The organism is Streptomyces sp. BI87, from assembly GCF_025957665.1.
In the GTDB taxonomy this organism is placed as follows: Bacteria; Actinomycetota; Actinomycetes; order Streptomycetales; family Streptomycetaceae; genus Streptomyces; species Streptomyces albidoflavus.
Genome location: NZ_CP110079.1, coordinates 3,042,825 through 3,067,560, shown reverse-complemented (window position 1 = coordinate 3,067,560; position 24,736 = coordinate 3,042,825). Strand labels below are relative to the sequence as shown.

The following is a 24,736-nucleotide window of genomic DNA, read 5'->3' as shown; positions in this document are numbered from 1 at the left end:
GCTCACCCGGGGTCGTCGGGGAGCGCGGGGTGCAGCCGCCCGCAGCCGAGCATGGGGCAGCGGACGTAACGGGGCTGCTCGGGAGCGGGGACGGGGTCGGTGGGCGGCAGGGGCTGGCTCTCCAGCGCCGCGCGACGCCGGCAGTCCTCGCACTCGCAGGGCGGGAAGCGCAGCGGGTCGAACTCGCGGTACGCCTTCCCCGGCGGCTCGTACCCCGCGCTCATCCCTGCCCACCCGCGACGCACTCGGCGCTCTCCTGGTGCCGCTTGAGCAGAACCCGGCAGTCGGTGGCCTTGCTGTAGTCCCGCCGGCCGTTGGCGTCCGTCTCGGCCAGCTTCCACGACTCGCAGGTGGAACAGGGCTGGGCGCCATTCCCGTGAGGGGAGTCGGCAGCACTCATGGGCATGCCTCCTTTCGTCGGGGGAAGCGCCCCGGGGGCGTGAACACCCGTGAATACGCCCCGGCGTTCACTCCACTCCGTAGCGATTCCGCTACCAAGGGGCATCAGCGTGGCCTAGTGTCGAGAAGTCATCAACGTGGGAACCCTGGGCGAGGAGTTGAGCTGCGCCGTGGTGAATCGAAAGGACCTTGACCCCGAAGAGTCGCCTGCTGCGGAGTTCGGGGTACTTCTTCGCAGGTTACGAGACGAGCGGGGCTGGACCCAGGAGGACCTGGGTGCGCGAATGCGCGTTTCCGGGACGCATATATCCGCGGTGGAAACTAATCGCAGGCCCCCAACTCCTCAGTTCGCGAGGAGTGCTGATCGGGCGCTGGGGACGGGCGACCTGCTGGCCCGGAAGGTGCGTGCGGTGCGGAACACCTCCTTGCTGGAGGGCTTCCCGGAGTTCGTGAAGCAGGAGATACGCGCTGCCGAACTCAGGCTCTTCGAACTGGGCATCATCCCCGGATTGCTTCAGACGCCCGAGTACGCCGCTGCCATCACTCAGGGTGCAGTACGTCGCGGGGCCATCAGCGAGCAGCAGGCCGAGGAGCGCTTGACGCTACTCGCCAAACGACAGACTTCGCTGGTGCGCGACCCGGCTCCCATCGTCCACGTGGTGCTGGACGAGAGCTGCCTTCGTCGCTTGGTCGGTGGCCCGCACGTCATGTCTGCACAGTTGGAAAGCATCGTCGCTTTCGGGGAGCTGCCGAACACTGTCCTTCAAGTAGCCCCGTACGACCTGGGCGAACGTAGATCATTTGACCTGCCCATTCACCTGCTCACGCTACCGGAACGGACGTTTCTGGCGTACTCGGAGTCAGCCCAACAGGGCATGCTGGAGCGCGATTACACCGCTGTCCAACCCTTGCTGACGGCGTACCATCAGCTTCAGGCCGAAGCGCTGTCCCAGACCGCCTCCATGGCCATGATCGAGCAGGTACGAAAGGGCATCTCGTGACGACCGAATCCCCCCGCTGGTTCAAGTCCTCCTACAGCAGCAACGGCGGCGCCTGCGTCGAGGTCGCCACCAACCTCGTAGCACCGCAGGGCATCGTCCCCGTCCGCGACACCAAGGTGCAGTCCGGCCCGGTTCTGGCCTTCCCTGCCGCCGCGTTCTCCTCCTTCGTGGCGGGCGTCAAGGCGGGCGAATTCCGCTCCGCCTGAACGATTCGGCCTCCCCGGGCCACCGCTGAACCGCCCCGTCGCCTCCTGCGGCGGGGCGGCCCGCTGTCCGGATCGTGCCTCCTGACCGACGCACACCTCGCCCCTACGATCGAGGTAGACCGAAGCGTGCCCAGGGCTACGAGAGGGTCCCCCATGACTCCCAACTCCCCTTACTGGCACAAGTCCTCGTACAGCGCGAATGGCGGGGACTGCGTCGAGGTGGCCGCCAACCTCGTCCCCCACCCACGGCCTCGTCCCGGTCCGCGACTCCAAGAATCCGTCCGGCCCTGTCCTGACGGTCCCGGCTGCCGCGTTCTCCTCCTTCGTGGCAGGCGTCAAGGCGGGCGAGTTTCGCTCCGCCTGAACGATTCGGCCTCCCGGGACGCCGTCGAACCGCCCCGCCGCACCCGGCGGTGGGACGGTCCACCCCTGCCCGTGGGGACGCTGCTCGCTCTCAGCCCCTCAGCGCGTCCGGCGCCGGAACAGCGCGTTCGAGGCGGCCACGGCGACCAGCAGGATGCCGCCGCACCAGGCCAGCGCCGCCCAGGGCGCCGAACCGACGGGCTCGCCAAGCAGTAGTGCGCGCAGCGTCTCGATGATCGGGGTGACGGGCTGGTGCTCGGCGAATCCGTGCAGCCAGGTCGGCATCGTCTCGATCTGTACGAAGGCGCTGCTCGGGTACGGCAGGAACATCAGGAAGAAGGTGAACCCGCTCGCCCCCTCCGGTGTCCTGGCCAGCAGCCCGACGCCCGCCGCCAGCCAGGAGACGGCGACCAGGTAGGCGAGCAGCATCCCCGCCGCCGCCAGCCAGGCGAGCGGGTCGGCGGCGGGGCGGAAGCCGATCAGCAGGGCGACCGAGAGCACCATCGCGGTGGCCAGGATGTTGCGGACGACGCTGGCCGCGACGTGCCCGGCCAGCATCGGCGTACCGGTGACCCCCATGCTCCGGAAACGGTCGACGACCCCGGTCCGCATGTCCTCGGTGACCCGCATCGCCGTCCCGGCCGACCCGTACCCGGCGCAGAGCACCAGCAGTCCGGGGACGACGTACGTGACGTAGGCGCTGCCGGTGTCGATGGCGCCGCCGAAGAAGTAGACGAAGACCAGCATCAGGGCGACCGGCAGCAGGATCGCCATGAACAGGGCTTCCGGGTCACGGCGGTTCATGCGCAGGCAGCGGCCGGCCAGGGTCAGTGCCTCAGACATGGCTGGGCTCCTTCGCGTCGGTCGAGCCCGTCGTCCCGGCCGTCCCGGTGAGGGCCATGAACACGTCGTCCAGGGTGGCCCGGCGCACGCTGAAGCCGGTGATCTCGTCGCGGCCCGGGTCGAGTTCGTCCAGCAGGGTGCGCAGGTGGCGGGCGTCGCCGCGGGTGGGGAAGGAGAGGGCCAGCGTCTCGGGGGAGCGGTGCGCCACCGGGTGCGGGGTGCGGGCCTCCAGCCGGGCGAAGGCCGCGGCGTCGGCCGCCGTCACCTCCAGCACCGTCTGCCCGGCGGACGCCTTCAGCTCCTCGGGCGTCCCCTCGGCCGCGATCCGGCCGCCGTGCAGGACGGCGACGCGGTCGGCCAGCTGATCGGCCTCCTCCAGGTACTGCGTGGTCAGCAGCACGGCGGTCCCGGCCGCCGCCAGCTCCCGCACCACCTCCCACAACTGCCGCCTGCTGCGTGGGTCGAGACCGGTCGTCGGCTCGTCCAGGAAGAGCACCCGGGGCTCGCCGACCAGTCCGGCCGCGAGGTCGAGCCGGCGCCGCATCCCGCCGGAGTACGTGCGGACGAGGCGGCCGCCGGCGTCGGTGAGCGCGAACCGCTCCAGCAGTTCGGCGGCGCGCCTGCGGGCCGCCGACCGGGTCAGGCCGGCCAGCCGGGCCGTCGTCCAGAGGTTCTCGGCGCCGGTCTGCGTCTCGTCGACGGCGGCGAACTGGCCGGTCAGGCTGACCGCCCGCTGCGCCTGGCGCCGCTCGGCGACCACGTCGTACCCGGCGACCCGCACCGTTCCGGCGTCCGGGTCGGTGAGCGTGGCCAGCACGCGGACGGTGGTCGTCTTGCCCGCGCCGTTCGGGCCGAGCAGGGCGAGGACGCCACCCTGCTCGACGCGCAGGTCGACGGAGCGGAGTACGGCGTGGTCGCCGTAGGACTTGCTGAGGCCCTGGACCTCTACGGCGTTCTGCGGTGGCGGTCTCATGACGGTGTCCCCCGGGGAAGGTCTTCGCGCATGCTCTGCGTATGGCATACGCGCTACTGTTTAAGGGTTACGCAGAAATAGGATGGCGTCAACAGGCCAGGTAGGAGGAGCAGGCATGGCGCCACCACCGCCCGAGAGGGGCGGCCCCGCGGACGAGACGGGGCTGCCCGCCAGCGTCGAGGCCGCCTGGGGGCTGCGCGGGCGCCCCACCAAAGGGCCGCGCCCCGGCATCGGGGTCGAGCGCATCGTCGACGCCGCCGTGAGACTGGCCGCCACCGAGGGGCTCCAGGCCGTCTCCATGGGCCGGGTCGCCAAGGAACTGGGCGCCTCCACCATGTCCCTGTACCGCTACGTCGCCGCCAAGGACGAACTCTTCATCCTCATGCAGGAGGCGGCCACCGGGCTGCCGCCCGAGGACGCCCCGCCTCCCTCGGCCGGCTGGCGGGCCCGGCTCGCCTGGTTCGGCCACGCCTACCGTGGCGTCCTGGAGGCCAACCTCTGGCTCCTCCACATCCCCATCAGCTCCCCGCCCGCCACCCCCAACTCCGTCGCCTGGATGGAGGCCGGGCTCGACGCCCTCGACGGGACCGGGCTCGACGAGGCGACCAAGCTCGGCGTGATGATGCTCATCAGTGGCTACGTCCGCAGTCAGGCCGGGCTCATGGCGGACCTCACCGAGGCGATGCGCCGCAGTGGGCGTTCGGCCGAGGACACGCACCGCCAGTACATCCACACCCTGACCCGCCTGGCCGACCAGCGGGGGCCCGAGGCGTTCCCCGCGGTCCGGCGGTTGCTCGCCTCCCAGGCGCTGGGTGAAGGGGATGACGCTGACGCGGACTTCGACTGGGGGTTGCACCGGGTGCTCGACGGGGTCCAGGTCCTGGTCGAGGGCCGGGCTTAGCCCCTTTGCCGGGCTGTGGCTCTGTGGCCTCACTCGCCGGCCGGGCTGGGGTGGGCTGCGCCCCGGCTGGGCTTCCTCGCGATCTGCCGCGGCCGCGCCCCTGCGGGTCACCGATTGGCCTCAATCGCCGGCCGGGCTGTGGGGTTCGCGGTTCGTTCGCCGTGTGGGTCGGGCGGGGCCGGGCCGGGGTACCTCCTCACAAACTGCATGGTGCGGGGTCAGTCGCTTCAAGGCGGCCGTGTGTGCAGTTTGCTGCGGGGGCACCCCGACCCGTCCCCGCCCTTCCGTCTCGTCGGCGTCGTCCCGCCGGTGGGAGAGGAAAAGACAGACCGTCGCCTATTGATCTTTGTGGCGAGCGAGAGCGATGACGGTGGTCACTGTGGGGGAGGGAGCCATCGGTGACGGCCTCGTCCCCCCTCCGGCGGTCGGCCGCGTACGAGACCGTGGGGTGGGGTCGTGTCGGGGTGCCCCCGCAGCAAACTGCACACACGGCCGTCTTGAAGCGACTGACCCCGCACCTTGCAGTTTGTGAGGAGGTACCCCGGCGCGGCCCCACCCCACCCCCGCACCGGAGGAACCGCGAACCTGACAGCCCGGCCGGCGTTTGAGGCCAGTCGGTGACCCGCAGGGTCACGGCGGGGCAGGCGGAGGCGGAGCCCAGCCACAGCGCAACCAAACCCAGCCCGGCCGGCGCTTGAGGCCAGTCAGTGACCGGCACGGGCACGGTCGGCACCCCCAGACGCGGCGCAGCCACACCCCAGCCCGGCCGGCGCCCGAGGCCCCAGAGCCAGGCCGGCAAGTGAGGCCAGCCCTAGACGCGAAGCCCCGGCGGGAACCCGGTCCACCGAAGCTCCTCGGGGAGGTGGCGGATGTCGTTGTAGACGATCAGCGAGGAGGGCCGCTCAGGCGCGTAATGGATGATGCTGAGCGCGGCGTTGGCATGGTGCAGCCCGATCCACCGCCAGTCAGGCGCATCCAGCGCCTCCCGCACGAGCCACCCGATCACGAAGTTGTGCGTGACGACCAACTCGTGCCGAGCCACACCCCCGGGCACCGCCCCGGTGAACCTCCGCAAGGCATCCCGGGCCAGCTCGGGCCCGGGCAACCGCTCCCGCTCGGGCAACTGCAAAAGCCACTCCCACGTCGCCTCGGGCAACCCCGAGGCCACCTCCCGGCGCTCCGGCAGGTAGGGCACGTAGTCCCCGGCCGACTCGCAGGTACGGGGCACCGGCGCCCCGTCGACCCGCTGGGCGGCCACGATCTCGGCCGTCTCGCGGGCCCGCGCTTGCGGCCCGTGGTGGATGGCGGAGAGCGGAACCCCGCGCAACCGCTCGCCGAGGAAGGCGGCTTGTCTGCGCCCCTGCGCGGAGAGCCCTCCCTCGCCCGGCGCGTCCCCGTGCCTGGCCAGGTAGAGCGTGCGGGAGGCCGTCCCGGTGGCGGCGGTGGTCATGGGTGTGGGTCTCCGGATCTGTGGTGCGGACCGGCGCGCCACGTGCTGGCGGGGGCGGCCGGTGGGCCGGTCGTACGGCCGGTGGTTGTCAGGACTGCCATCCGGGAAGGCACAGTTCCGCGCGTGCGGGTGGCTGCCGACTCCCTCTGGTTGACGCGGTGTTCGCCCCGACGTGCGGCCCCGTCGCAGGTGCGACGAGGCCGCACAGGGACTGCCCACCCCCTCGCCGTTCCATGACTGCCGAACAGGAGCACGCGGTGGTGGCGGCGCACACAGGGGCGTACGCCGTAACCCTTCACGCCCCGCCTTGTACACGTCCAGGGAGAGCGGATGGCCGTACGCGCGGTCGAGGTGACGCACCAGCTCCCCGGCCCTCTGGCCTCGCTGGGACCGGTCATGAGGGGGCAGGGCGCGAGGGGCCGGTCTCCTCGTCCGCCGGCTCCGGCTCCGCGTACTGGGCCACCACCTCTGCCGCGAGTTCGCGTAGGCGGGCGCGGGCCTCGGGTGGGTCGGTGATGAGCAAGTCGGCGCCGAAGGGGAGAAGTTGGCGGACCTCCTCCAGGTTGCGGCAGGTGAGGGTGATGGCGACCTGGTCCGGGCCGGGGGCGAGGGCAGGGCCCTCGCCGGTGCGGTGCACGGTCACGCGGGAGCCGAGGATGCGCCCGGCGCGTTCGGCGTGGCGGGCGGCGAGCAGGCCGTGGATGTGGAGGCCGGCCGAGGTCTCCCAGCCGGTGGTCAGTTCGGCGACCGCGTCGGCGAGGGAGATTCCGGGGCGCAGGCGGCGGGGTGCGGCGGTGGGGCGCCAGTCGGTGAGGCGTTCCAGGGAGTAGAGGCGGGGGGTGCCCGAGCGGTCCGCGACCAGGTACCAGCGGCCCGCCTTGGCCAACAGGCCGTACGGGTCGACCAGTTGCCAGGCCGGGGCGGCCTCCGCCGCGCGGCGGTACCGGATGCGGAGCCGTACCCCGCGCCGGACGTCGCCGATCAGGGCGCTCGGTTCGAGGCCCTGGGTGCCGGACCAGAACCACGGCCTGCTGTCGGTGGTGACCACCGCGCTCAGCGGCAGCAGGGGGCCGGGCGCCCCCGCCGTCCGCGCCGCGACCTTCTCGCGCGCCCGCCGCCCGTCGGCAGCGGCCCCCAGTTGGTGCCGCTGCCGGTCGTCGAGGCCGTGCAGGGCGAGCTGGTCGCGCTCGGCGGGGGTGAGCCGCGCGGTGTCCAGGGCGCCGCCGGGCAGCAGCGTCACCCCGCCCCACCTGCCCCGCTCGACGAGGACGGGGAAGCCCGCGTCCTGGAGCCAGCGCAGGTCGCGCAGGACGGTGCGGACCGACACGCCGGTCTCGGCGGCGAGGTCGGTGGTGGTGACCGGGTCGCGGCGGGTCTGGAGGGCGAGGAGCAGGGCGAAGAAGCGGTCCGGCGTCACCCGGCCACGATCTCACCCGGCCGCCGCGCGGCAACACGCCAGGATCTGTCAGGTATGGCAGGCAGGCTTCCCCCGTACCGCACGACCACCGAGACCGAGCAGGAGCTGCTTCGCCATGACCCGCCCGAACATGTTCATCGTCCACGTCTCCGACGCCCCGAAGTCCGCCCGGTTCTACGGGGACCTCTTCGCGATGGAGCCCGTCTTCGAGGCGCCGCGCTTCATCGCCTTCGAGCTGGGCGGTGGCGTCCAGCTCGCCCTGTGGAGCGGCGCCGCCGAGGACCTGTCAGGACCGCGTACCTCCGAGGTCTGCCTCAACCTCGACGGCGCCCCGGCCTCGGTCGACGCCCGCTACGAGGAGTGGACGGCGAAGGGCGTCACCATCGTCGAGGAGCCGCACGACGCGGTCTTCGGCCGCACCTTCGTCGCCGCCGACCCCGACGGCAACCTGATCCGCGTCGCCCCCTTCGACTGAGACCGGCCGGTCAGGCGCCCTCTAGGCCCCGAGGAGTTCCACCACCCCGGCCAGGGTGGTGACCTCGTACGCGTGGCAGTGCGGGGCGGACGGTTCGTACCCCCGGTTGAGGTACACCGTCTCCCGCACGCCGAGGTCGGTCGCCGACTGGAGGTCGTAGCGCGGGCTCGCCGAGACGTGCAGCGTGTCCTCCGGCCGGCAGCCCAGCTGTGCGTAGAGGAACTCGAAGGCGCCGAGCCGGGGTTTGTAGGCGCGCGCCTGCTCGGCGGTGTACACCGCGTGGAAGGGGGCGCCGAGGAGGGCGGCGTTGCGGCTCGCGTGCCGGTCGGCGGCGTTGGAGAGGATGACGAGGGGGTAGCGCGCGGCGAGGCGGGCGAGGGGTCCGGGGACGTCGGGGTGCGGGCCCCAGGTGGGGATCTGGTCGAAGACGGCGGCGGGGTCGGCCGGCCGGAAGGGGATGCCGGCGCTGCGGCAGGCCCGTTCGAAGGCCCGCGCGATCAGCTCGTCGTACGGGCGCCAGTCGCCCATCGACTCGTCGAGCTGGTAGGCGGCGAACCGGCGGCGGAACACGTCCCGCTGCCCGGGGGAGGAGATGGCCTCGATCGTCTTCTCGGCGGCGGCGCCGACGGGGAAGTCGGTCAGCGTCCCGTACATGTCGAAGGTGACGAACTGGGGATCAGGGCGTCGGCTCATGTGGGAGCCAACCGGGCGCGTGCGAGTCGCTATTCCCCGTGCCCGCCGCGACCCCCACTCCTGGCCACTCTCAACGTATAGCCGAAGGGGGGCCTTGCGGCAAGACCCCCCTCTTCCCGCACAATGACCCGCCGAAGCCGCTACCTGGGGAAATACCAGGAATGGCGTGAAACGAGCGGGAACGAGCGGGGACGGGTGGGAAGCGTGACGATGATCGACGTTCTGGTGGCCGGGGCCGGGCCGACCGGGCTGATGCTCGCCGCCGAGCTGCGGCTGCACGGGGTGCGTACCGTCGTGGTGGAGAAGGACACGGAGCCCACGGGGCACTCGCGGGCGCAGGGGCTGCACGTGCGCAGTACCGAGGTGATGGACCAGCGCGGGCTGCTGGATCAGTTCCTGGCGCGAGGGCGGCAGTTCCGGGTCGGCGGGTTCTTCGCCGGGCTGGGACCCGCCTGGCCGGAGGGGATGGACACGGCTCACTCGTACGTGCTCGCCATCCCGCAGGCCGAGACCGAGCGGCTGCTCGCCGAGCACGCCACCGGGCTCGGCGCCGAGTTCCGGCGCGGCTGCGCGCTGACCGGGCTGGAGCAGGACGCGGACGGGGTGACGGCCGAACTGGCCGACGGGAGCCGGCTGCGCGCCCGTTACCTCGTCGGCTGCGACGGCGGCCGCTCCACGGTACGCAAGCTGCTCGGCACCCCCTTCCCGGGCGAGCCCAGCCGCGTCGACACCCTCCTCGCAGATGTGGCACTGACCGCCACCCCGGAGGAACTGGCCGCCGTCACCGCCGAGGTGCGCAAGACACATCTGCGGTACGGCGCGATGCCGCTGGGGGAGGGCAGGTACCGGGTGATCGTGCCCGACGAGGGGGCGAGCGAGGACCGGACGGCCCCGCCGAGCCTGGACCACCTGCGGGCGCGGCTGCGGGCGGTCGGCGGGACCGACTTCGGGGCGCACGACCCGCGCTGGATCTCCCGCTTCGGCGACGCCACCCGCCAGGCCGAGCGGTACCGGACCGGCCGGGTGCTGCTGGCCGGGGACGCGGCCCACGTCCACCCGCCGACCGGCGGCCAGGGCCTCAACCTCGGTGTCCAGGACGCCTTCAATCTCGGCTGGAAACTCGCCGCCGAGGTGAACGGCTGGGCCCCCGACGGCCTCCTCGACAGCTACCACGCCGAACGCCACCCGGTCGGCGCCGCCGTCCTCGACAACACCCGCGCCCAGACGGAGCTGATGAATCCCGGCGCCGGGCAGCGCGCACTGCGCCGGCTGGTGGCGGAACTCATGGAGTTCGAGGAGGTCAACCGCCACCTCATCGAGAAGATCACCGCGATCTCGGTCCGCTACGACCTCGGCGGCGGGCACCCGCTCACCGGCCGCCGCCTGCGCGACGTACGGCTCGGCCGTGGCCGCCTCTACGAGCTGACGCGCGCCGGCCGCGGCCTGCTCATCGACCAGACCGGGCGGCTCTCGGCAGGCGGCTGGGCCGACCGCGTCGATCACGTCGTCGACACCGGGACGGAACTCGACGCACTGGACGTCCCCGCGGCCCTGCTGCGCCCGGACGGACACGTGGCCTGGGTCGGGGACGACCACGAGGAGCTGGTGGCCGCCCTGAGGCGGTGGTTCGGTGAGCCGGCGGCCGGGTGAGGGTGTCGCCGGTCAGGCCGGCGCCAGCTCCGCGAGCAGGGCGGCGGCCCGCTCCGGGTGAGCCAGCCAGTGCAGGTGGCTGCCCTCCAGGGTGCGGACGCCGAAGGGGTTGCCGGGGGTGAGCGCGTCGGCCTCGCGGATCATCCGGTCCTGCACCGCGGTCGGCATGCTGGCGTCACCGGCCAGGCGTACGTAGGTCCTCGGGACGCTTCCCCAGGTCGCGGCCTGGGCGCGGTCGGCCTCGGTGCCGACGTCGAGGTTCTCGTCGGGCTGGAAGGTGTTGAGGAAGACCCGGAACTCGTCGTCGGTGAGGTCGGCGGCGAGTTCCTTCTTGAGCCCGGCGAGCGTCGCCGCGCTCGACGTACGGAAGTTGGCGCGCATCAGGCCGAGGGCGACCGGGTCGCCGTGGAGTGCGGCGGCCATGGCGGCCTGGTCGGTGCCGGCCATCTCGGGCTGGGCGTAGTAGTCGCCCACCGGCAGGTCGACCGGGCACCAGGCGCCGACGTAGACGAGGTGGTCGACGAGGTCCGGCCTGGCGTTGGTGACGGCGGTGATGGTGATGCCGCCCCGGCTGTGGCCGACGAGGACCGTGGGCCCATGACGTTTCGCCCGCTCCAGGGCCTTGATCACGTGGGCGACGTTGTCGGCGAGCGTGACGCCGTTGATGGCGCCCGGCTCGGCCGCGAGCGCCGTGAGGTCCTGGGGAGCCTGGTACGCCGCGGGGAACGTGGCCTCGAAACCGTGCCCCGGGAGGTCGATCGCCGCCGACCGGTGCCCGAGGAGGGCGAGTTCGGCCTGGAGCGGTGCGTACGAGAACGAGTTGGCGAAGGCACCGTGGACGAGGACGAAGGTCGGATTCTCTGGCATGCCTTCAGCCTCCGGTGCGAAGCCAGTCAGGCACAAGCGACTTTCGAGCGGCGGGAGTTACCGTCCTGGCCGAATCACGCGGGAGCCCGCCGGGCGCCCGGACACGGCCTCCCCTACCCTCGCCGTATGGCTGACGAGTGTTTCCGGCACCCACGGCTCGCCGCGGTCTACGACGCCCTCGACCCCGACCGGAGCGACCTCGACGCCTACGTGCGGGCGGCGGAGGAGTTCGGGGCGCGGCGCGTGCTGGACATCGGGTGCGGCACCGGGGTGTTCGCCCTGCTGCTGGCGGCACGCGGGATCGAGGTCGTCGGCGTCGACCCGGCCCGCGCCTCCCTCGACGTGGCCCGGGCCAAGCCGGGCGCCGACCGGGTGCGCTGGATCTGCGGCGACGCCACGGGGCTTCCGCCGCTCCGGGCCGACCTGGCGACCCTGACCGCCAACGCCGCCCAGGAGATCACCGGCCCGGCTGCCTGGCGCGCCACCCTGCGCGGCGCGTACGGCGCCCTGCGTCCGGGCGGCCACCTGCTCTTCGAGACGCGCGACCCGGCCCGCCGCGCCTGGGAGGAGTGGACCCCCGAAGCCTCCCGGCACACCACCGAGATCCCGGGCACCGGCGCCGTCGAGAGCTGGGTCGAGCTTCGCGAGGTGCGCGGCCCCCTCGTGACCTTCCGCTGGACCTACGTCTTCGCCGCCGACGGCCAGGTCCTCACCTCCGAATTCACCGTGCGCTTCCGCGAACGTGAGGAGGTCGCAAGCGACTTGGCGGCCGAGGGCTTCGAGGTGGCGGAGGTGCGCGACGCCCCCGACCGACCGGGCAGGGAGTTCGTCTTCGTGGCGCGGCGGGGGCGGGGCGCGATTGCGTAGGGGCAGCGGAATCGCTCAGGACCGATGAATTCGCGCCAGGAATCCGGTCTCCTGTGCGCACGTGCGCGCCACCCCGGCGCCGCACCGCACCCGCCACGACATGCCTGCACACGCCACGACAGGAGACCATCCACATGACCGATCCGGTCTGGGCCTCGATCCACGCCGAGAGGGCCGCGCTCGCCGACGACCTCGCCGGCCTGACGGAGGAGCAGTGGGAGACGCCCTCGCTCTGCGCCGGGCTGACGGTGCGGGAAGTCCTCGCCCACCTCACCGCGGGCGCCAGTCTCAACGCCGTGCGCTGGCTGGCGGGGGTGATCCGGTGCCGGTTCGACTTCGACCGGCAGGTGGCGGTGCGGCTGGCCGAGCAGCTGGGCGCGACCCCGGCCGAGACGCTGGAGCGGTTCCGGGGCGTCGTCGCGAGCACCACCAAGCCCCCTTTGCCCGTCGTGGCCATGCTCGGCGAGACGCTCGTCCACGGCGAGGACATCCGCCGTCCGCTGGGCCTGCGTCGCGACCACCCGGCCGAAGTCGTCACCCGGGTCGCCGCGTACTACCAGGGCTCCGACCAGGTGGTCGTCGCCAGGAGCCGCGTCGCCGGACTGCGGCTCGTCGCGGACGACGGCTCGTTCGCGGCAGGGGAGGGCCCGATCGTCTCGGGCCCCACCCTCGCCCTGGTGATGGCGATGACCGGGCGGACGGCGTTCTGCGACGACCTGGAAGGCGAGGGCGTGGAGCTGCTGCGCTCCCGGTGCGGGGCGGGCGCGGCGTGAGGTGCGCCCCGCGCGATCAGAGCGCGACAGGGAGCGCGAGGACGGGCCGGGTGGAGAACTCCTCGTACATGTCTTCGCCGTCCGGGCCGTAGACGAACTCCGCCATGGCCGGATTGCGCTGGGCGGTGGCCAGCGGCAGCCAGGCCAGCACGGTGCCGTAGCCGCCGCACACCGACTCGCCCCCGTCGCCGCCGTGGACCGCGCCGGGGTCGCCGGTCAGCTCCGCGGCGTAGGTGTCGTGGGCGATGCGCAGGCCGAAGGCGTTCGGCTGCTGGTGCGGGCCGCCGTCGTCGCCGTGGGGGACGCGGTCCAGCGGGCACGCGTCGCCCCACCGGAACAGCGTGCCCGCCCCCGCGCCGCAGGCGTGCTCCCACTCGTCGGAGCTGGGCATCCGCAGGCCCTCGGCCGCGAGGAGGTCCGGCGTTTCGGCGGGCGGTGCGGTCAGCGGCTCGTCCTCGACGGCCATCAGCACGGTGGGCACGCTGACGCTCCGGCGGGGGCTGAGCACCTGCGCGAGGTGGCTCCGCAGGTCAGGCCCGTAGCCGTAGCCCTGTTCCGCACTCTCCGCGTAGTCGGCCTCCAGCCCCGGCGGCGACCGCCAGCCGTCCGCGTCGAAGCCGAGCACCACCTCGCCCCCGGGTACCAGCGCGAACTCCCGCCCCTGACGCGCGATCCGCACCCGGTGCAGCGGCGCCCCCAGATGCTCCACGGTCTCCACGGCGACGACCTGTCCCCCGGTCTGGTCGGCCGCCTGCCGGGCGAGGCGGCGGGCGGCGGGCAGGCCGAGGGAGCGCCACCGGGTGAGGCTGAGTTCGGCGAGGGACATGGCGGAAGTGTCGCAACAGGGACCGACAGGGGGCGTGCGGGCGCCGGTTCAGCCCGGACCCCGCCGCGTGGGCCCGCCGGCGACCAGCACCACCGCGAACGCGGCCTGAGCCACCACCTGGTACCCCATCCACACCTCGCCCCCCGCACCGCCGCCCCGCCACGCCACCAGAAGGCCGGCCAGCGCCGCCAGCACCCAGCCGCTGTCGTAGCCGACCATGAGCCGTGTGTAGAGACGCATCGACCGGCGGCCCGTGTACGCGAGCTCGACGCCGCCGCCGATCAGCAGGACCACGCCCGCGACGGCCATCAGCCAGACCGGCGTCCCCAGCAGCCGGGCGAGCGGGACGGCACCCGCGAGGTAGGCCACGCCGAGCGCGATCTTGAAACCCCCGTCGGCGACGGCCCCCACCGTGCGGCGGTCCACCCTTACTGCCACGTTCTTCCCCCTCGGAACACGTCCTGCCCTGAAGTTTCCGTAACGAGATTACGATAATAATGGGATTATGAGAATGACGAGAGCCGAGGCCAAGGAGCGCAACCGTCGGGCCCTGCTGGACGCCGCCCTGGAGGTGGTGTCGCGGGACGGGTACCGGGCCAGGCTCGACGAGATCGTTGCCCGCGCCGGTCTGACCACGGGGGCCGTCTACTCCCTGTTCGGCAGCAAGAACGGCCTGGTGGTGGCCTTGGCCGACGACCACCTGCGGCCCCAGTACGAGAAGATGGGGCAGGCGGTCCCCGCCGGGCTCGGCCTGCTGGAGGCGGTCGACGCCTTCGCCCGGCACTACCGGCGTGGCCTGGAGGCCCCGGACGCCCGCTCGGCCCTCTCCCTCCAGGTCACCCTGCTGGACATGGCCCTGCACGACCCGGAGCTGGGCGCGCGGCTCGCCGCCTCCGTCCGCGAACAGGAGGACCAGCTGGTCGCCCTGTTCGCGGGCAGGCCCCACGCCGGCGGCACCGTCACACCGCACCAGGCCCGGCGCCTGACCACGGCGCTCAGGGCCCTGCTCACCGGCCTCGGCCAGGGCGTCCCACTCGGCCTCGCCCCGGACGCCGACGAGGAGTTCTTCGCGGCGGCGGCGCGGGCGCTGGCGTCCGGGGCGCCCCTTGAGGGGGAGGGCCCCTGAGGCCGCGCCCCGCTACTTTTGCAAGCGGCCCGCTTGCAGAAGTTAGCGGGGGTGGGGCATGGTGGGGCGCATGGCATCGCTCAACGTCGGTGGTCTCGGGGAGTATCTGCGCGAACAGCGGCGCAGCGCGCAGCTGTCGTTGCGGCAGCTCGCCGACGCCGCCGGGGTGTCGAACCCGTACCTGAGCCAGATCGAGCGCGGGCTGCGCAAGCCGAGCGCGGAGATCCTCCAGCAGATCGCCAAGGCGCTGCGGATCTCCGCCGAGACGCTGTACGTGCAGGCCGGGATTCTCGACGAGCGGGACCGCGGCGAGGTGGAGACGCGCGGCGTCATCCTCGCCGACCCGACGCTCGACGAGCGGCAGAAGCAGGTACTGCTCCAGATCTACGAGTCGTTCCGCAAGGAGAACGGCTACGGGGTCGACGATGGGCCCGCGGGCGACGGCGGCGCATCCTCCGCCGGGACGGCGGACGCCTCGTAAACAGCTGCCGGGCGAGGTGCGCGGCAGGCTCCACACCCTCGAAACGACGCAAGACCGGGAGGATCACGTTCATGGCCATCACCGACGACCTGCGCAAGACCCTGAGTGAGTCGCGTTCCCTGTACTTCGCGGCCGGCACCGCCGACCTCGCCGTGCAGCAGGCGCGGAAGGTGCCGGAGCTGATCGAGCAGCTGCGGGCCGAGGCGCCCGAGCGCATCGAGGCGGTCCGCAACACCGACCCCAAGGCCGTGCAGGACAAGGCCGCCGCCCGTGCCAAGGAGGCGCAGGAGGCCGTCCAGGCCAAGGTCAACGAGGTTTTCGCCTCGCTCGACACCGATCTGCGCAAGCTGGGCGAGAGCGCCCAGGAGCTGGCGCTGCGTTCCGTGGGCGTCGCCGCCGAGTACGCGGTGAAGGCCAAGGAGGCGTACGACAAGGTCGCCGACCACGGTGAGCAGGCGGTGCGGACCTGGCGCGGCGAGACCGCCGAGGGCGTCGTCCAGGTCGCCGAGCTGGTCGACGAGGCCGCCGACAGCGTGGTGGACGTCGCCGAGAAGGTGGAGCCTGAGCCGGCTCCGGCCGCGCCGGTCACCTCCGAGAAGTCCTCCACGGCGAAGGGCGCCGGGACCGGTGCGGCGGCCGGGAAGACCGTCGCCCCGAAGAAGCCGGTGGCGCCGCGGAAGGCGCCCGCCCGGAAGCCGGCGGCCCGGAAGAGCACGCCGTCCGACAGCTGACGGCGGCCCGTCGGGGGTAGGCGTCCAGGTGTACCCCCCGGGGTGGCGGTATCGGGCATTCCGGATGCTGTGGCGTATTCCTCAGGGAAACGGGCACGGATCCGGAGGGCGTGGACGTTGTCCGGAGAGCCGGCGCGTGCGATACGTGTCCGCGCCGGACCGTGATTCCGGGGGGCGTCCGGGACACTGGGGGCAGGCGTCCGGCGCGGAGCCGGGCGGCCCGTCCGCGGTGACCGCGGTGCCGTGATGTCGAAACTGGTGGTGGAGAGAGTGCTGATACAGGGATTCAACAGCCTGCTGGGGCTGCTGCAACTGGCGTTCGCCGCCTTTGCCGCCTTCGCGTTCATCGACGCGCTGACGCGCCGCGAGGACGCCTACCGCGCCGCCTCCAAGCAGTCCAAGCCGTTCTGGCTGATCATTCTCGGGATCGCGCTGGCGGTGAGCCTGCTCTTCCCGATCATCTCCTTCCTGCCGATCATCGGCCTCATCGCCGTGATCGTCTACACGGTCGACGTGCGGCCCGCCGTCCGGGAGGTCTCCGGAGGGCCCCGGCGCGGCGGCTCCCGCGGATCGAGCAGCGACGGCCCGTACGGGCCGTACAACGGCGGCCGCTGACCCCGGGCGCGGGAGCGGACGGCGAGGACGGCACGACGGCGAGAGGCCGGGACCGCGTGGAGCGGTCCCGGCCTCTCGCCGTCGGTCGTGGCGGCCGGGCGGTGGCTCAGCGGGTGGTGGGCACCATCCGGTCCAGCAGGAGGACGGCCACGTCGTCGGTCAGCTCGCCGCCGTTGAGCGCGCGGACCTCGGTCATCGCGGCCTCCAGCAGGGCGTCCCCGCGCAGCCCCTGGTCGAGCAGGCCGCGGACGAGGGAGACCATGCCGTCCTGGCCCAGGCGCTGGTTGCCCGCGCCGATACGGCCCTCGATCAGGCCGTCGGTGTAGAGCATCAGGCTCCAGGAGCGGCCCAGCTCGACCTGGCGCCGGGGCCAGCGGGCCTGCGGGAGCAGACCGAGCGCCGGGCCGTTGTCGTCGTACGGCAGGAGTTCGGCGAGGTGGCCCTGGCGGGCGATGAGCGGGGACGGGTGTCCGGCCAGGCAGAGCCCGGCCGAGCGGCCGTCCGGCGAGATGTCGACCGTGCAGAGCGTCGCGAAGATCTCGTCGTCCGGGCGCTCGTTCTCCAGGACCTTCTGGAGGGTGGAGAGCAGCTGGTCGCCGCAGAGCCCGGCGAAGGTCAGCGCGCGCCAGGCGATGCGCAGCTCGACGCCGAGCGCCGCTTCGTCCGGGCCGTGGCCGCAGACGTCGCCGATCATCGCGTGCACCGTGCCGTCGGCGGTGCGCACCGTGTCGTAGAAGTCGCCGCCGAGCAGGGCGCGGGAGCGGCCCGGCCGGTAGCGGGCGGCGAACCGCAGGGGCGCGCCCTCCAGCAGCGGGGTCGGCAGCAGGCCGCGCTCCAGGCGGGCGTTCTCCTGGGCGCGCAGCCGCGACTCCGTCAGCTGCCGCTGGGCGTGGTCGGCCCGCTTGCGCTCCACGGCGTAGCGGACGGCGCGGCTCAGGAGCCGGCCGTCGAGCTCGTCGCGGTACAGGAAGTCCTGGGCGCCGACGCGGACCGCTTCCGGGCCGCGTGCGCTGTTCCCGGCGCCGGTCAGCGCGAGGACGGCGTGGCGCGGGGCCAGGCGCAGGACGTGCCGCAGCACCGCCAGCTCGTCCTCGGTGCCGTCCTCGGCCTCCGCGGGGCGCGGGCCGGGGGCGGGCAGGGCGAGATCCAGCAGGATGCAGTGGACGTCGTCGGTGAGCAGCCGCTCGGCCTCGGTGAGGTTGCGGGCGGTGCGGACGCGCACGGTCAGCTCGGCGGAGTCCAGCAGCGACGGGATGTTGAGCGAACCGGCCGGGTCGTCCTCGATCACCAGCAGGGTGAGCGCGGTCGACGTCTGGCCGGAGCCGGGGTGCGCCGCCGAGCCGGCCGCGATCCGGGCCAGCGCCTCCGCAGCCTCGGCGGCCGTGGGGGCCGCCGGGCCCAAGGCGGCGCCGGTGCCGTCGGGCCCGCCCGTGGTCCGCGGGGTGCCGGTGGCGTCGGTCGTGGTCTGCTCCGTCGTGGTGTGCTCGGTCGGCGTGGCCGGCTCGGTCCGAGGGCCGGTGGTGCCGCCGGGAGCGGTGTCCCGGGTGGTGTCGGTGGGCGACCCCGTGGGCCGGTCCGTCCGTGGTGCGGCGCCCCCGTCGTGACCGTTCTCCACGGCGGGGATGACTCTCTGCCGCGGTATGGGTACGGGCATCGTCTTGGTTTCCTTCCCTCCCCCCGAGGGCGCGACAGGGCGACGAACGACGCCTTGTCCGACGGGGACCATAGCGGTTGGCGGCCCTCCAACGGAATGCCACGGCGTGTATGGCCAGAGTCATATGCCGTGGCATGTAAGGGAATTGGGGGCCTTTGTGGGGGAGGGGTGATGACGAAGCTCACCCTGGGGCCGGGGCGCGGGTGACCTGGCCCACCCGCGCCCCCGCCGCTCACGCGTCCGGCCGGACCACCCCGAGGATCGTCATCGTCCCCGCGCCCGCCAACGTGATGTGCCGGCCCGGTCGCGGGGCGTGCACGATCTTGCCGTCGCCCACGTACATGCCGACGTGGCTGGCGTCGTCGTGGTAGATGATCAGGTCGCCCGGCTGCATCTCGCGTATCGGGACGCGCTCCAGCTGGCGCCACTGCTCCTGGGAGGTGCGCGGGATGGGGACCCCGGCCGACGCCCACGCCTGCGAGGTGAGCCCGGAGCAGTCGTAGGAGTCGGGGCCCTCGGCGCCCCAGGAGTACGGCTTGCCGATCTGCTCCGCCGCGTACTCCAGGGCCTTCTTGCCGGCGGCGGAGGCCTTGCCGGAGATCGCGTCGAGGACGCCGGAGTCGACCCAGGCGCTCTGCGCCCTGCGCTGCGCCTCCTCCTCCAGCTTCCGCAGCCGCTCCAGCTCCTCGGCGGCGAGCCGGGACTCCAGCTCCTCGGCCGCCTTGATCTGCTTCTTGATCTCCTTCTTGGCCTTCGCCTTGGCGGCGCGGTGCCGCTCCAGCTTCTTGTACTCGGCGGAGGCGGCGGCCTCGTCCTTCTCCAGCTGCTCCTGGGTGGTCCGCAGCTGGGACATCAGGCCCCTGGCGGCGTGCTGGCCGCGCTGGAAGCGGTTGGCGTTGTCCAGGAAGAGGCGGGGGTCGTCGGAGAGGAGGAACTGGGCGCCCTCGGGGATGCCGCCGCTGCGGTACTGCTCGCGGGCGGTGGCGCCGGCCTGGTGGCGCAGCAGGGTCAGGCGGTCCTGGCCCCGGGCGACGGCGCGCTCCAGGCGGGCCACCTCCTTGGCCTGGCGCTCGGCCTTCTCCTCGGCGGCGTTGTACGCGTCGGTGGCGACCGAGGCGCGGTGGAGAAGCTTCTCGATCTTCTTCCGCACCTCTTCGAGGGCGGTCGCCGTCGCCGGCTCCCCCTCGGCCGCCTCCTGCCCGGGGGCGCCCGGCATGGCCGGTGCCGAGGTGGTGGGGGCGGGCTCCGGGGCGGCGTACGCCGTGCCCGCCGAGGCCAGTCCGCCGACGCAGGTGATGCCGCACACCAGCGCCACCGCGGCAAGGGTCGTCCTTCGCATGCCGGTCACTCTCCGCCCCCACAAAGTTATTTCCCGTCAGTAACATCGGGGATGCTGCCATGTCCGGCCCAGATACGACAGACCCGACACCGGACCGGCTGTACGGCACCCCCGCCGCACAGGTCACTTTGCCCGTCCTCCGGCGGCTTCGGGCGAAAAGCACCCACAGGTGGTTCGCCAACTTCCGGGAGCTGTACCGGTTTTCCACCCCTGCGGGGGACACGGGCTGACTCACGGGTCAGCTCCTGGACTCACCCCCGAGGCGCCAGCGCCCCCCACGCCACCGTGACCTCCCCCTGCCGCCACCGCGCCGGCCCGTCCACCACCGGCCAGTCGGCGGCCAGCGCGCGCACCGTCCGCTGCCAGCGCTGGCGCGCGCCGTAGGAGGCGTACGGCGCGGCCCCCGCCCAGGCGCGGTCGAAGTCGCGGAGGAAGGCGTGCACGGGCTCGCCCGGGACGTTCCGGTGGATCAGTGCCTTCGGGAGGCGTTCGGCCAGGTCGGAGGGGCGGCCCAGGGAGCCGAGGCGGGTCGCGAAGGTGACCGTGCGCGGGCCCTCGGGGCCCAGCGCCACCCAGACGTGGCGGCGGCCGATCTCGTCGCAGGTGCCCTCGACGAGCAGGCCGCCGCCGAGGCCGTCCGGGTCCGGCGGGGCGAGGCGGGCGGTCAGCCTCTCCCAGACGGCGCGTACCTCGTCCTCGTCGTACTGGCGCAGCACGTTGGCGGCGCGGATCAGGTGCGGGCGGTCCGGGACCGGCAGTTCGAAGCCGCCCCGGACGAAGGTGAGGCCCTCGTGGGCGTGCGGCTGGGCGGCGGCGACGCGGGCCGGGTCGATCTCGATGCCGGTCACGCGGGTCGCCGGGGCCGCTGTGCGGAGGCGGGCCAGCAGCTCGACCGCCGTCCACGGGGCGTGCCCGTACCCGAGATCCACCGCGAGGGGGTGGTCGGCCCTGCGCAGGGCCAGGCCGTGGACGGCGGTGATCCAGCGGTCCATGCGGCGCAGGCGGTTCGGGTTGGTGGTGCCCCTGGTCGCGGTGCCCACGGGGCGCGGCGGGGGCGGCATGGTTCGAGTATGGCCGCGATGCCTGCGGCGGGGCCGGGTGGGGGCGCCTGCGGCGGGGCCGGGTTGGGGGGTCCGGTTGCGGCCGTGCTGGGCGGGGGTTGGGCGCCCGTAACGTTTAGGCAAAACGGGAAGCGCAGGCCCTTCCGTGCTGTTTCCCCGTCGGGGCGCCCGTGTGCCCCGACGGACCCCCGCCCTCCGAGGCGGGCGCAGCGAGGAGGATCGCCAGGTGAGCCAGTACGTGTCCCGGCTCTCACGCCGGGCCGCACAGCCGAGGCTGCGGCTGCCCGGGGGTGGCCGCAGGCCCCGGCGGGTGGCGATGCTGAGTGTGCACACCTCGCCGCTGCACCAGCCGGGTACCGGTGACGCCGGCGGGATGAACGTCTACATCGTGGAGCTGGCGAAGCGGCTGGCCGCGATCAACATCGAGGTGGAGATCTTCACCCGGGCCACCACCGGCACCCTCCCGCCCACCGTCGAGCTGGCCCCCGGCGTCCTCGTCCGGCACGTCGACGCGGGTCCGTACGAGGGGCTCGCCAAGGAGGAGCTGCCCGCGCAGCTCTGCGCCTTCACCCACGGCGTGATGCAGGCGTGGGCCGGCCACCGTCCCGGCCACTACGACCTGGTCCACTCCCACTACTGGCTCTCCGGCCACGTCGGCTGGCTGGCGGCCGAGCGCTGGGGCGTCCCCCTGGTGCACGCCATGCACACCATGGCCAAGGTCAAGAACGCCGCCCTCGCCGAGGGCGACACCCCCGAGCCGGCCGCCCGCGTCATCGGCGAGACGCAGGTCGTCGACGCCGCCGACCGCCTGATCGCCAACACCTCCGGCGAGGCCGACGAGCTGATCCACCACTACGCCGCCGACCCCGGCAAGGTCGCCGTCGTCCACCCGGGCGTCAACCTCGACCTGTTCCGCGTCGACCCGCGCCGCTCCGGCGCCGTCGAGCCCCGCGCCGTACCCGAGTCCCGGGCCGCCGCGCGGCAGCGGCTCGGGGTGCCGCAGGACGCGCTGGTTCCGCTCTTCGCCGGGCGCATCCAGCCGCTGAAGGCGCCGGACGTGCTGCTGCGCGCCGTCGCCGTGCTGCTGGACGAGCGGCCCGAACTGCGCTCCCGGCTGGTCGTGCCGGTGGTCGGCGGGCCTTCGGGCTCCGGCATGGCCAAGCCGGAGCGGCTCCAGAAGCTGGCGGCGCGGCTCGGCATCTCCGAGGTGGTGTGGTTCCGGCCGCCCGTCGGGCAGGAGCAGCTGGCCGACTGGTTCCGGGCGGCGTCGCTGCTGGTGATGCCCTCGTACAGCGAGTCCTTCGGCCTGGTCGCCATCGAGGCGCAGGCCACCGGCACCCCGGTGCTCGCGGCCCGGGTCGGCGGCCTGCCCGTCGCCGTACGCGACGAGGTGACCGGTTTCCTCGTGGAGGGCCACGACCCGGCCGACTACGCGCGCCGCCTCGCCCGCTTCGCCGACGACCCCGCGCTCGCCGACCGGATGGGCGCGGCCGCGGCCCGGCACGCCCAGTCGTTCGGGTGGGACACGGCCGCCTCCGGCACCGCCGACGTCTACACGGCCGCCGTGCAGGAACACCGCCGTCGCGTACGCTCGCACCATGGCTGACACCCCGTCCCACCAGGCCCCCGCGTCCCCGGACGCGGCCGCCCACCGGCGTGTCCTCGAGGGCGCGTTCGCCGGCGCCGAGCTGGAGTGGGAGAGCCCGCGGCCCGGCCACTACGTGGTCAAGCTGCCCGGCAGCCGCAAGCTGTGGACCACCGTCTCGTTCATCCTCGGCGGCCACTCGCTCTCGGTGAACGCCTTCGTCGTCCGCCGCCCCGACGAGAACCACGAGGCCGTCTACCGCTGGCTGTTGGAGAAGAACCTCAAGCTCTACGGGGTCTCCTACGCCGTCGACCCGCTCGGCGACATCTACCTCGCGGGCAAGCTCCCGCTCGCCGCCGTCACCCCCGAGGAGGTCGACCGCCTCCTCGGCGCCGTCCTCGAAGCCTCCGACGGCGCCTTCAACACGCTCCTGGAACTGGGCTTCGCCTCCGCCATCCGCAAGGAGTACGACTGGCGCGTCGCCCGCGGCGAGCCGACCCGGAACCTGGAGGCGTTCCAGCACCTGATCGAGCGCGGGCCGCGCTGAGCCGGAGCGCGCCACTCCGGTACGTTCTGACGCCCGCTCCCGAGGACTTCGGGGCGGGCGTCAGGCGTACCGGGACGGTCAGGAGTGCGCGGCCGTGGTGACCGTGGCGGCGCCGTGCGGGCCGGCCACCCGGAAGACGTCGAAGTAGTACACCTCGCCGTCGGCGGTGACGCCGCTGGCGCGGGTCTTCGTCCAGGCGCCGTCGGGTCCCGCGTACCGGGAGCCGTCGGCGTAGGCCGGGCCGCCCGCGTCGGCGGCGGCAGCGGCGGCGCCGCCCAGGACGGCGGGGACGAGGAGGGCGCCGAGGGCGGCGGCCTTCAGGAGCTTGCGCATGGTGGGCCTTTCGGTCGGAGGACCGGACCTGACGACGGACCCGGTCTGGGGCGAGTTTCCCCCGGCCCGGGTCCGCGCGGAGGGGGGCGCCGCGCCCGCGTCACCCGTCAGGCCCAACCCCCGCGCGGGCCGTCCGCGCCCCTCCCGTCACCCGGTCGCCCGTGCCGCGCCGGGCGTCCGCGCAGGTCGAGGCGGTGCCGGGCGGTCCTCCGCCGGGGCCGATCGAGTGGCGGGTGACCGGCGGCGTACTAAGGGTGAGGGCAGGTCCAGCCGCTGTGGCGGGACCGTCCTGTCGGCCCTGTAGGAAGGACGACCGATGTTCCGTCCCACCAGCAAGCCCGCCCGGGCGGCGGCCAAGGCGGCCGCCGTCTCCCTCTCCGCCGTGACCGCCTGCGCCGCGACCCCGGCCGCCCTCGCCTCGGCCGCCCCCGACGGCGCCCGTCCGGCCGTCCAGCAGCGTGCCCCCGGAGACCAGGAGGCGGCGCGCGGGACGGACGGACCGCACGACGTGGTCTTCGTGCAGACCTCGGCCGAGGACGGGAACATGATCGTCGCCTACACCCGGACCGCCGAAGGCACCCTCGTCGAGGCGGGCAGCTACGCCACCCGCGGCGACGGCGGCCGGCTGAACGGCTCGGAGGTCGACCACCAGGCCTCGCAGGGCTCCCTCGCGTACGACCCGGACGAGGGAATCCTCATCGCCGCCAACTCCGGCAGCGGCACCGTCTCCGTCTTCGAGGTCGACGGCCCGCGCCTGACGCTGCGCCAGGTCACCCCGTCCGGTGGCGGCTTCCCGGCCAGCATCACCGTGCACGACGGCATCGCGTACGTCCTGAACGCCGGAACCGGCGGCTCCGTCCAGGGCTTCACCATCGACGGGCCGCGCCTGGAGCCGATCGCGGGCAGCCGCCGCGAACTCGGCCTCTCCACCGACCGTGGCCCCCTCCAGTACGTGAAGACGCCCGGCCAGGTCGGCTTCACCGACGACGGCTCCCGCCTCGTCGTCACGACCAAGGCCAACGGCTCGATGCAGGTCTTCGACGTGGACGACGACGGCCTGCTCTCCGCCGAGCCCGTCACCAACGACCAGGCGCCCGGCATCCCCTTCTCCTTCGTCACCGACGAAGGCGGACGGATCGTCGTCGCCGACGCCTCCAACAAGGTCAACACCTTCACCCTCTGGAAGGACAACACCTTGAAGCCCGCCGACTCCGCCGACACCGGCGAGATGGCCACCTGCTGGATCGCCCGCGACGGCTCGACCGTCTACGTCTCCAACGCGGGCAGCGACTCCCTCAGCGCCTTCGAGGTCGACGAGGCCGGGCGCCTGACCCCGGCCGGGCGTACCCCGACCGGCGCGGGCCCCACCGACCTGGCGGTCTCCCCGGCGGGTGACTACCTCTACGTCCAGACCGGTGAGACCGGCGGCCTGGAGACCTACCGCATCGGCCCGGACGGCGGGCTGACCCGGACCGACGCGGTCACCGTGCCGAACGCGGTCGGCGGCGAGGGGATCGTGGCGCCCTGACCGGGCGGCCCGCACCCCGAGTCCCGGTCCCC

At 73.4% G+C, this 24,736-nt stretch carries 28 protein-coding genes and 1 pseudogene; 15 read left to right on the top strand and 14 right to left on the bottom strand.

Annotated features, from left to right (window positions below):
• Positions 1 to 2 precede the first annotated feature (2 nt).
• Together OIM89_RS13445 and OIM89_RS13440 are read right to left on the bottom strand one after the other, a co-directional pair.
• Entirely contained in the window at positions 3 to 224 is a 222-nt protein-coding gene (locus OIM89_RS13445) for a hypothetical protein (RefSeq protein WP_151168639.1), read from the bottom strand.
• Positions 221 to 400 (bottom strand): hypothetical protein, encoded by a 180-nt coding sequence (locus tag OIM89_RS13440; protein WP_030698321.1) that lies wholly within the window; start codon positions 398 to 400, stop codon positions 221 to 223. Before OIM89_RS13440 ends, OIM89_RS13445 begins: the two co-directional genes overlap by 4 nt.
• A 169-nt stretch (positions 401 to 569) precedes the next feature.
• Between OIM89_RS13440 and OIM89_RS13435 the strand changes: the two genes are divergently transcribed.
• The 3 genes and pseudogenes from OIM89_RS13435 (at position 570) to OIM89_RS13425 (ending at position 1,970) form a co-directional block, all read left to right on the top strand.
• Positions 570 to 1,400 (top strand): helix-turn-helix domain-containing protein, encoded by an 831-nt coding sequence (locus OIM89_RS13435; protein WP_078858034.1) that lies wholly within the window; start codon positions 570 to 572, stop codon positions 1,398 to 1,400.
• Positions 1,397 to 1,606, top strand: a complete 210-nt coding sequence (locus OIM89_RS13430; RefSeq protein ID WP_047465944.1) for a DUF397 domain-containing protein — start codon at positions 1,397 to 1,399, stop codon at positions 1,604 to 1,606. The genes OIM89_RS13435 and OIM89_RS13430 overlap by 4 nt, the downstream gene beginning before the upstream one ends.
• 153 nt (positions 1,607 to 1,759) lie before the next feature.
• Positions 1,760 to 1,970: pseudogene (locus tag OIM89_RS13425) on the top strand (DUF397 domain-containing protein).
• Between the two features lie 98 nt (positions 1,971 to 2,068).
• Here the strand turns inward: OIM89_RS13425 and OIM89_RS13420 are convergent.
• Both OIM89_RS13420 and OIM89_RS13415 read right to left on the bottom strand, forming a co-directional pair.
• A complete protein-coding gene (locus tag OIM89_RS13420; RefSeq protein WP_030698318.1) occupies positions 2,069 to 2,812 on the bottom strand; it encodes an ABC transporter permease in 744 nt (247 codons plus the stop codon).
• Positions 2,805 to 3,785 carry a daunorubicin resistance protein DrrA family ABC transporter ATP-binding protein gene (locus tag OIM89_RS13415; protein ID WP_030698317.1) on the bottom strand — a complete coding sequence of 327 codons (981 nt, stop codon included), beginning with the start codon at positions 3,783 to 3,785 and terminating at the stop codon, positions 2,805 to 2,807. Before OIM89_RS13415 ends, OIM89_RS13420 begins: the two co-directional genes overlap by 8 nt.
• A gap of 115 nt (positions 3,786 to 3,900) precedes the next feature.
• Between OIM89_RS13415 and OIM89_RS13410 the strand changes: the two genes are divergently transcribed.
• Entirely contained in the window at positions 3,901 to 4,686 is a 786-nt protein-coding gene (locus OIM89_RS13410; protein ID WP_030698316.1) for a TetR/AcrR family transcriptional regulator, read from the top strand.
• Positions 4,687 to 5,497: 811 nt separating this feature from the next.
• On the opposite strand, the gene OIM89_RS13405 is transcribed toward OIM89_RS13410, so the two are convergent.
• Positions 5,498 to 6,136 (bottom strand): histidine phosphatase family protein, encoded by a 639-nt coding sequence (locus OIM89_RS13405; RefSeq protein WP_030698315.1) that lies wholly within the window; start codon positions 6,134 to 6,136, stop codon positions 5,498 to 5,500.
• A gap of 394 nt (positions 6,137 to 6,530) precedes the next feature.
• Positions 6,531 to 7,553 carry a helix-turn-helix transcriptional regulator gene (locus OIM89_RS13400; RefSeq protein WP_175458577.1) on the bottom strand — a complete coding sequence of 341 codons (1,023 nt, stop codon included), beginning with the start codon at positions 7,551 to 7,553 and terminating at the stop codon, positions 6,531 to 6,533.
• Between the two features lie 115 nt (positions 7,554 to 7,668).
• On the opposite strand from OIM89_RS13400, the gene OIM89_RS13395 reads away from it, so the two are divergent.
• Positions 7,669 to 8,028, top strand: coding sequence for a VOC family protein (locus OIM89_RS13395; RefSeq protein ID WP_030698313.1), 360 nt, complete (start codon positions 7,669 to 7,671; stop codon positions 8,026 to 8,028).
• 21 nt (positions 8,029 to 8,049) lie between these two features.
• Here OIM89_RS13395 and OIM89_RS13390 read toward each other — a convergent pair whose 3' ends face one another.
• Positions 8,050 to 8,721, bottom strand: a complete 672-nt coding sequence (locus tag OIM89_RS13390; RefSeq protein ID WP_151168625.1) for a haloacid dehalogenase type II — start codon at positions 8,719 to 8,721, stop codon at positions 8,050 to 8,052.
• Positions 8,722 to 8,931: 210 nt separating this feature from the next.
• Between OIM89_RS13390 and rox the strand changes: the two genes are divergently transcribed.
• Positions 8,932 to 10,371 (top strand): rifampin monooxygenase, encoded by a 1,440-nt coding sequence (rox, locus tag OIM89_RS13385; RefSeq protein ID WP_030698311.1) that lies wholly within the window; start codon positions 8,932 to 8,934, stop codon positions 10,369 to 10,371.
• A gap of 12 nt (positions 10,372 to 10,383) precedes the next feature.
• Here the strand turns inward: rox and OIM89_RS13380 are convergent, their stop codons facing one another.
• Positions 10,384 to 11,238 carry an alpha/beta fold hydrolase gene (locus OIM89_RS13380; RefSeq protein ID WP_175458575.1) on the bottom strand — a complete coding sequence of 285 codons (855 nt, stop codon included), beginning with the start codon at positions 11,236 to 11,238 and terminating at the stop codon, positions 10,384 to 10,386.
• Positions 11,239 to 11,364: 126 nt separating this feature from the next.
• Here OIM89_RS13380 and OIM89_RS13375 point away from each other — a divergent pair, with 126 nt between their 5' ends.
• On the top strand, positions 11,365 to 12,105 hold the full coding sequence (locus OIM89_RS13375; protein WP_226964182.1) for a class I SAM-dependent methyltransferase: 741 nt from the start codon (positions 11,365 to 11,367) through the stop codon (positions 12,103 to 12,105).
• 134 nt (positions 12,106 to 12,239) lie between these two features.
• Positions 12,240 to 12,878, top strand: a complete 639-nt coding sequence (locus OIM89_RS13370; protein WP_047465917.1) for a maleylpyruvate isomerase family mycothiol-dependent enzyme — start codon at positions 12,240 to 12,242, stop codon at positions 12,876 to 12,878.
• Between the two features lie 16 nt (positions 12,879 to 12,894).
• On the opposite strand, the gene OIM89_RS13365 is transcribed toward OIM89_RS13370, so the two are convergent.
• Positions 12,895 to 13,704 carry a hypothetical protein gene (locus OIM89_RS13365; RefSeq protein WP_226964183.1) on the bottom strand — a complete coding sequence of 270 codons (810 nt, stop codon included), beginning with the start codon at positions 13,702 to 13,704 and terminating at the stop codon, positions 12,895 to 12,897.
• A 48-nt stretch (positions 13,705 to 13,752) separates the two neighbouring features.
• Positions 13,753 to 14,130 (bottom strand): hypothetical protein, encoded by a 378-nt coding sequence (locus OIM89_RS13360; protein ID WP_030698306.1) that lies wholly within the window; start codon positions 14,128 to 14,130, stop codon positions 13,753 to 13,755.
• A gap of 85 nt (positions 14,131 to 14,215) precedes the next feature.
• On the opposite strand from OIM89_RS13360, the gene OIM89_RS13355 reads away from it, so the two are divergent.
• From OIM89_RS13355 to OIM89_RS13340, 4 genes are all read left to right on the top strand, one after another.
• Complete coding sequence (locus tag OIM89_RS13355; RefSeq protein ID WP_175458732.1) at positions 14,216 to 14,830, top strand: TetR/AcrR family transcriptional regulator; 615 nt, start codon at positions 14,216 to 14,218, stop codon at positions 14,828 to 14,830.
• A 70-nt stretch (positions 14,831 to 14,900) separates the two neighbouring features.
• On the top strand, positions 14,901 to 15,311 hold the full coding sequence (locus tag OIM89_RS13350) for a helix-turn-helix domain-containing protein (protein WP_047465906.1): 411 nt from the start codon (positions 14,901 to 14,903) through the stop codon (positions 15,309 to 15,311).
• A 71-nt stretch (positions 15,312 to 15,382) separates the two neighbouring features.
• Positions 15,383 to 16,042, top strand: a complete 660-nt coding sequence (locus OIM89_RS13345; protein ID WP_030698303.1) for a hypothetical protein — start codon at positions 15,383 to 15,385, stop codon at positions 16,040 to 16,042.
• Positions 16,043 to 16,312: 270 nt separating this feature from the next.
• Complete coding sequence (locus tag OIM89_RS13340) at positions 16,313 to 16,657, top strand: DUF2516 family protein (RefSeq protein WP_030698302.1); 345 nt, start codon at positions 16,313 to 16,315, stop codon at positions 16,655 to 16,657.
• A gap of 106 nt (positions 16,658 to 16,763) precedes the next feature.
• Here the strand turns inward: OIM89_RS13340 and OIM89_RS13335 are convergent, their stop codons facing one another.
• From OIM89_RS13335 to OIM89_RS13325, 3 genes are all read right to left on the bottom strand, one after another.
• Positions 16,764 to 18,311 (bottom strand): PP2C family protein-serine/threonine phosphatase, encoded by a 1,548-nt coding sequence (locus OIM89_RS13335; RefSeq protein WP_030698301.1) that lies wholly within the window; start codon positions 18,309 to 18,311, stop codon positions 16,764 to 16,766.
• Between the two features lie 232 nt (positions 18,312 to 18,543).
• Positions 18,544 to 19,650: a C40 family peptidase gene (locus OIM89_RS13330; protein WP_151168614.1), complete on the bottom strand. Its 1,107-nt coding sequence runs from the start codon at positions 19,648 to 19,650 to the stop codon at positions 18,544 to 18,546.
• A 251-nt stretch (positions 19,651 to 19,901) separates the two neighbouring features.
• Entirely contained in the window at positions 19,902 to 20,711 is an 810-nt protein-coding gene (locus OIM89_RS13325) for a class I SAM-dependent methyltransferase (protein ID WP_195730631.1), read from the bottom strand.
• A 226-nt stretch (positions 20,712 to 20,937) separates the two neighbouring features.
• On the opposite strand from OIM89_RS13325, the gene mshA reads away from it, so the two are divergent.
• Both mshA and OIM89_RS13315 read left to right on the top strand, forming a co-directional pair.
• Positions 20,938 to 22,317 (top strand): D-inositol-3-phosphate glycosyltransferase, encoded by a 1,380-nt coding sequence (gene mshA / locus OIM89_RS13320; RefSeq protein WP_047465899.1) that lies wholly within the window; start codon positions 20,938 to 20,940, stop codon positions 22,315 to 22,317.
• Positions 22,310 to 22,843 carry a YbjN domain-containing protein gene (locus tag OIM89_RS13315; RefSeq protein ID WP_030698297.1) on the top strand — a complete coding sequence of 178 codons (534 nt, stop codon included), beginning with the start codon at positions 22,310 to 22,312 and terminating at the stop codon, positions 22,841 to 22,843. Before mshA ends, OIM89_RS13315 begins: the two co-directional genes overlap by 8 nt.
• 78 nt (positions 22,844 to 22,921) lie before the next feature.
• On the opposite strand, the gene OIM89_RS13310 is transcribed toward OIM89_RS13315, so the two are convergent.
• Positions 22,922 to 23,176, bottom strand: coding sequence for a hypothetical protein (locus OIM89_RS13310; protein WP_030698296.1), 255 nt, complete (start codon positions 23,174 to 23,176; stop codon positions 22,922 to 22,924).
• A 316-nt stretch (positions 23,177 to 23,492) separates the two neighbouring features.
• Between OIM89_RS13310 and OIM89_RS13305 the strand changes: the two genes are divergently transcribed.
• Complete coding sequence (locus tag OIM89_RS13305; protein WP_047465892.1) at positions 23,493 to 24,704, top strand: lactonase family protein; 1,212 nt, start codon at positions 23,493 to 23,495, stop codon at positions 24,702 to 24,704.
• Positions 24,705 to 24,736 lie beyond the last annotated feature (32 nt).

Excerpts from the sequence above, each read along its gene's own strand:
- OIM89_RS13350 (WP_047465906.1), top strand. The coding sequence starts at position 14,901 with ATGGCATCGCTCAACGTCGGTGGTCTCGGGGAGTATCTGCGCGAACAG.
- OIM89_RS13410 (WP_030698316.1), top strand. The coding sequence starts at position 3,901 with ATGGCGCCACCACCGCCCGAGAGGGGCGGCCCCGCGGACGAGACGGGG.
- OIM89_RS13325 (WP_195730631.1), bottom strand. The coding sequence starts at position 20,711 with ATGCCGCCCCCGCCGCGCCCCGTGGGCACCGCGACCAGGGGCACCACC.
- OIM89_RS13330 (WP_151168614.1), bottom strand. The coding sequence starts at position 19,650 with ATGCGAAGGACGACCCTTGCCGCGGTGGCGCTGGTGTGCGGCATCACC.
- OIM89_RS13370 (WP_047465917.1), top strand. The coding sequence starts at position 12,240 with ATGACCGATCCGGTCTGGGCCTCGATCCACGCCGAGAGGGCCGCGCTC.
- OIM89_RS13395 (WP_030698313.1), top strand. The coding sequence starts at position 7,669 with ATGACCCGCCCGAACATGTTCATCGTCCACGTCTCCGACGCCCCGAAG.
- OIM89_RS13355 (WP_175458732.1), top strand. The coding sequence starts at position 14,216 with ATGACGAGAGCCGAGGCCAAGGAGCGCAACCGTCGGGCCCTGCTGGAC.
- OIM89_RS13445 (WP_151168639.1), bottom strand. The coding sequence starts at position 224 with ATGAGCGCGGGGTACGAGCCGCCGGGGAAGGCGTACCGCGAGTTCGAC.
- OIM89_RS13440 (WP_030698321.1), bottom strand. The coding sequence starts at position 400 with ATGAGTGCTGCCGACTCCCCTCACGGGAATGGCGCCCAGCCCTGTTCC.
- OIM89_RS13345 (WP_030698303.1), top strand. The coding sequence starts at position 15,383 with ATGGCCATCACCGACGACCTGCGCAAGACCCTGAGTGAGTCGCGTTCC.
- OIM89_RS13375 (WP_226964182.1), top strand. The coding sequence starts at position 11,365 with ATGGCTGACGAGTGTTTCCGGCACCCACGGCTCGCCGCGGTCTACGAC.
- OIM89_RS13310 (WP_030698296.1), bottom strand. The coding sequence starts at position 23,176 with ATGCGCAAGCTCCTGAAGGCCGCCGCCCTCGGCGCCCTCCTCGTCCCC.
- OIM89_RS13420 (WP_030698318.1), bottom strand. The coding sequence starts at position 2,812 with ATGTCTGAGGCACTGACCCTGGCCGGCCGCTGCCTGCGCATGAACCGC.
- OIM89_RS13390 (WP_151168625.1), bottom strand. The coding sequence starts at position 8,721 with ATGAGCCGACGCCCTGATCCCCAGTTCGTCACCTTCGACATGTACGGG.
- OIM89_RS13315 (WP_030698297.1), top strand. The coding sequence starts at position 22,310 with ATGGCTGACACCCCGTCCCACCAGGCCCCCGCGTCCCCGGACGCGGCC.
- OIM89_RS13415 (WP_030698317.1), bottom strand. The coding sequence starts at position 3,785 with ATGAGACCGCCACCGCAGAACGCCGTAGAGGTCCAGGGCCTCAGCAAG.
- OIM89_RS13365 (WP_226964183.1), bottom strand. The coding sequence starts at position 13,704 with ATGTCCCTCGCCGAACTCAGCCTCACCCGGTGGCGCTCCCTCGGCCTG.
- OIM89_RS13305 (WP_047465892.1), top strand. The coding sequence starts at position 23,493 with ATGTTCCGTCCCACCAGCAAGCCCGCCCGGGCGGCGGCCAAGGCGGCC.
- OIM89_RS13405 (WP_030698315.1), bottom strand. The coding sequence starts at position 6,136 with ATGACCACCGCCGCCACCGGGACGGCCTCCCGCACGCTCTACCTGGCC.
- OIM89_RS13335 (WP_030698301.1), bottom strand. The coding sequence starts at position 18,311 with ATGCCCGTACCCATACCGCGGCAGAGAGTCATCCCCGCCGTGGAGAAC.
- rox (WP_030698311.1), top strand. The coding sequence starts at position 8,932 with ATGATCGACGTTCTGGTGGCCGGGGCCGGGCCGACCGGGCTGATGCTC.
- OIM89_RS13380 (WP_175458575.1), bottom strand. The coding sequence starts at position 11,238 with ATGCCAGAGAATCCGACCTTCGTCCTCGTCCACGGTGCCTTCGCCAAC.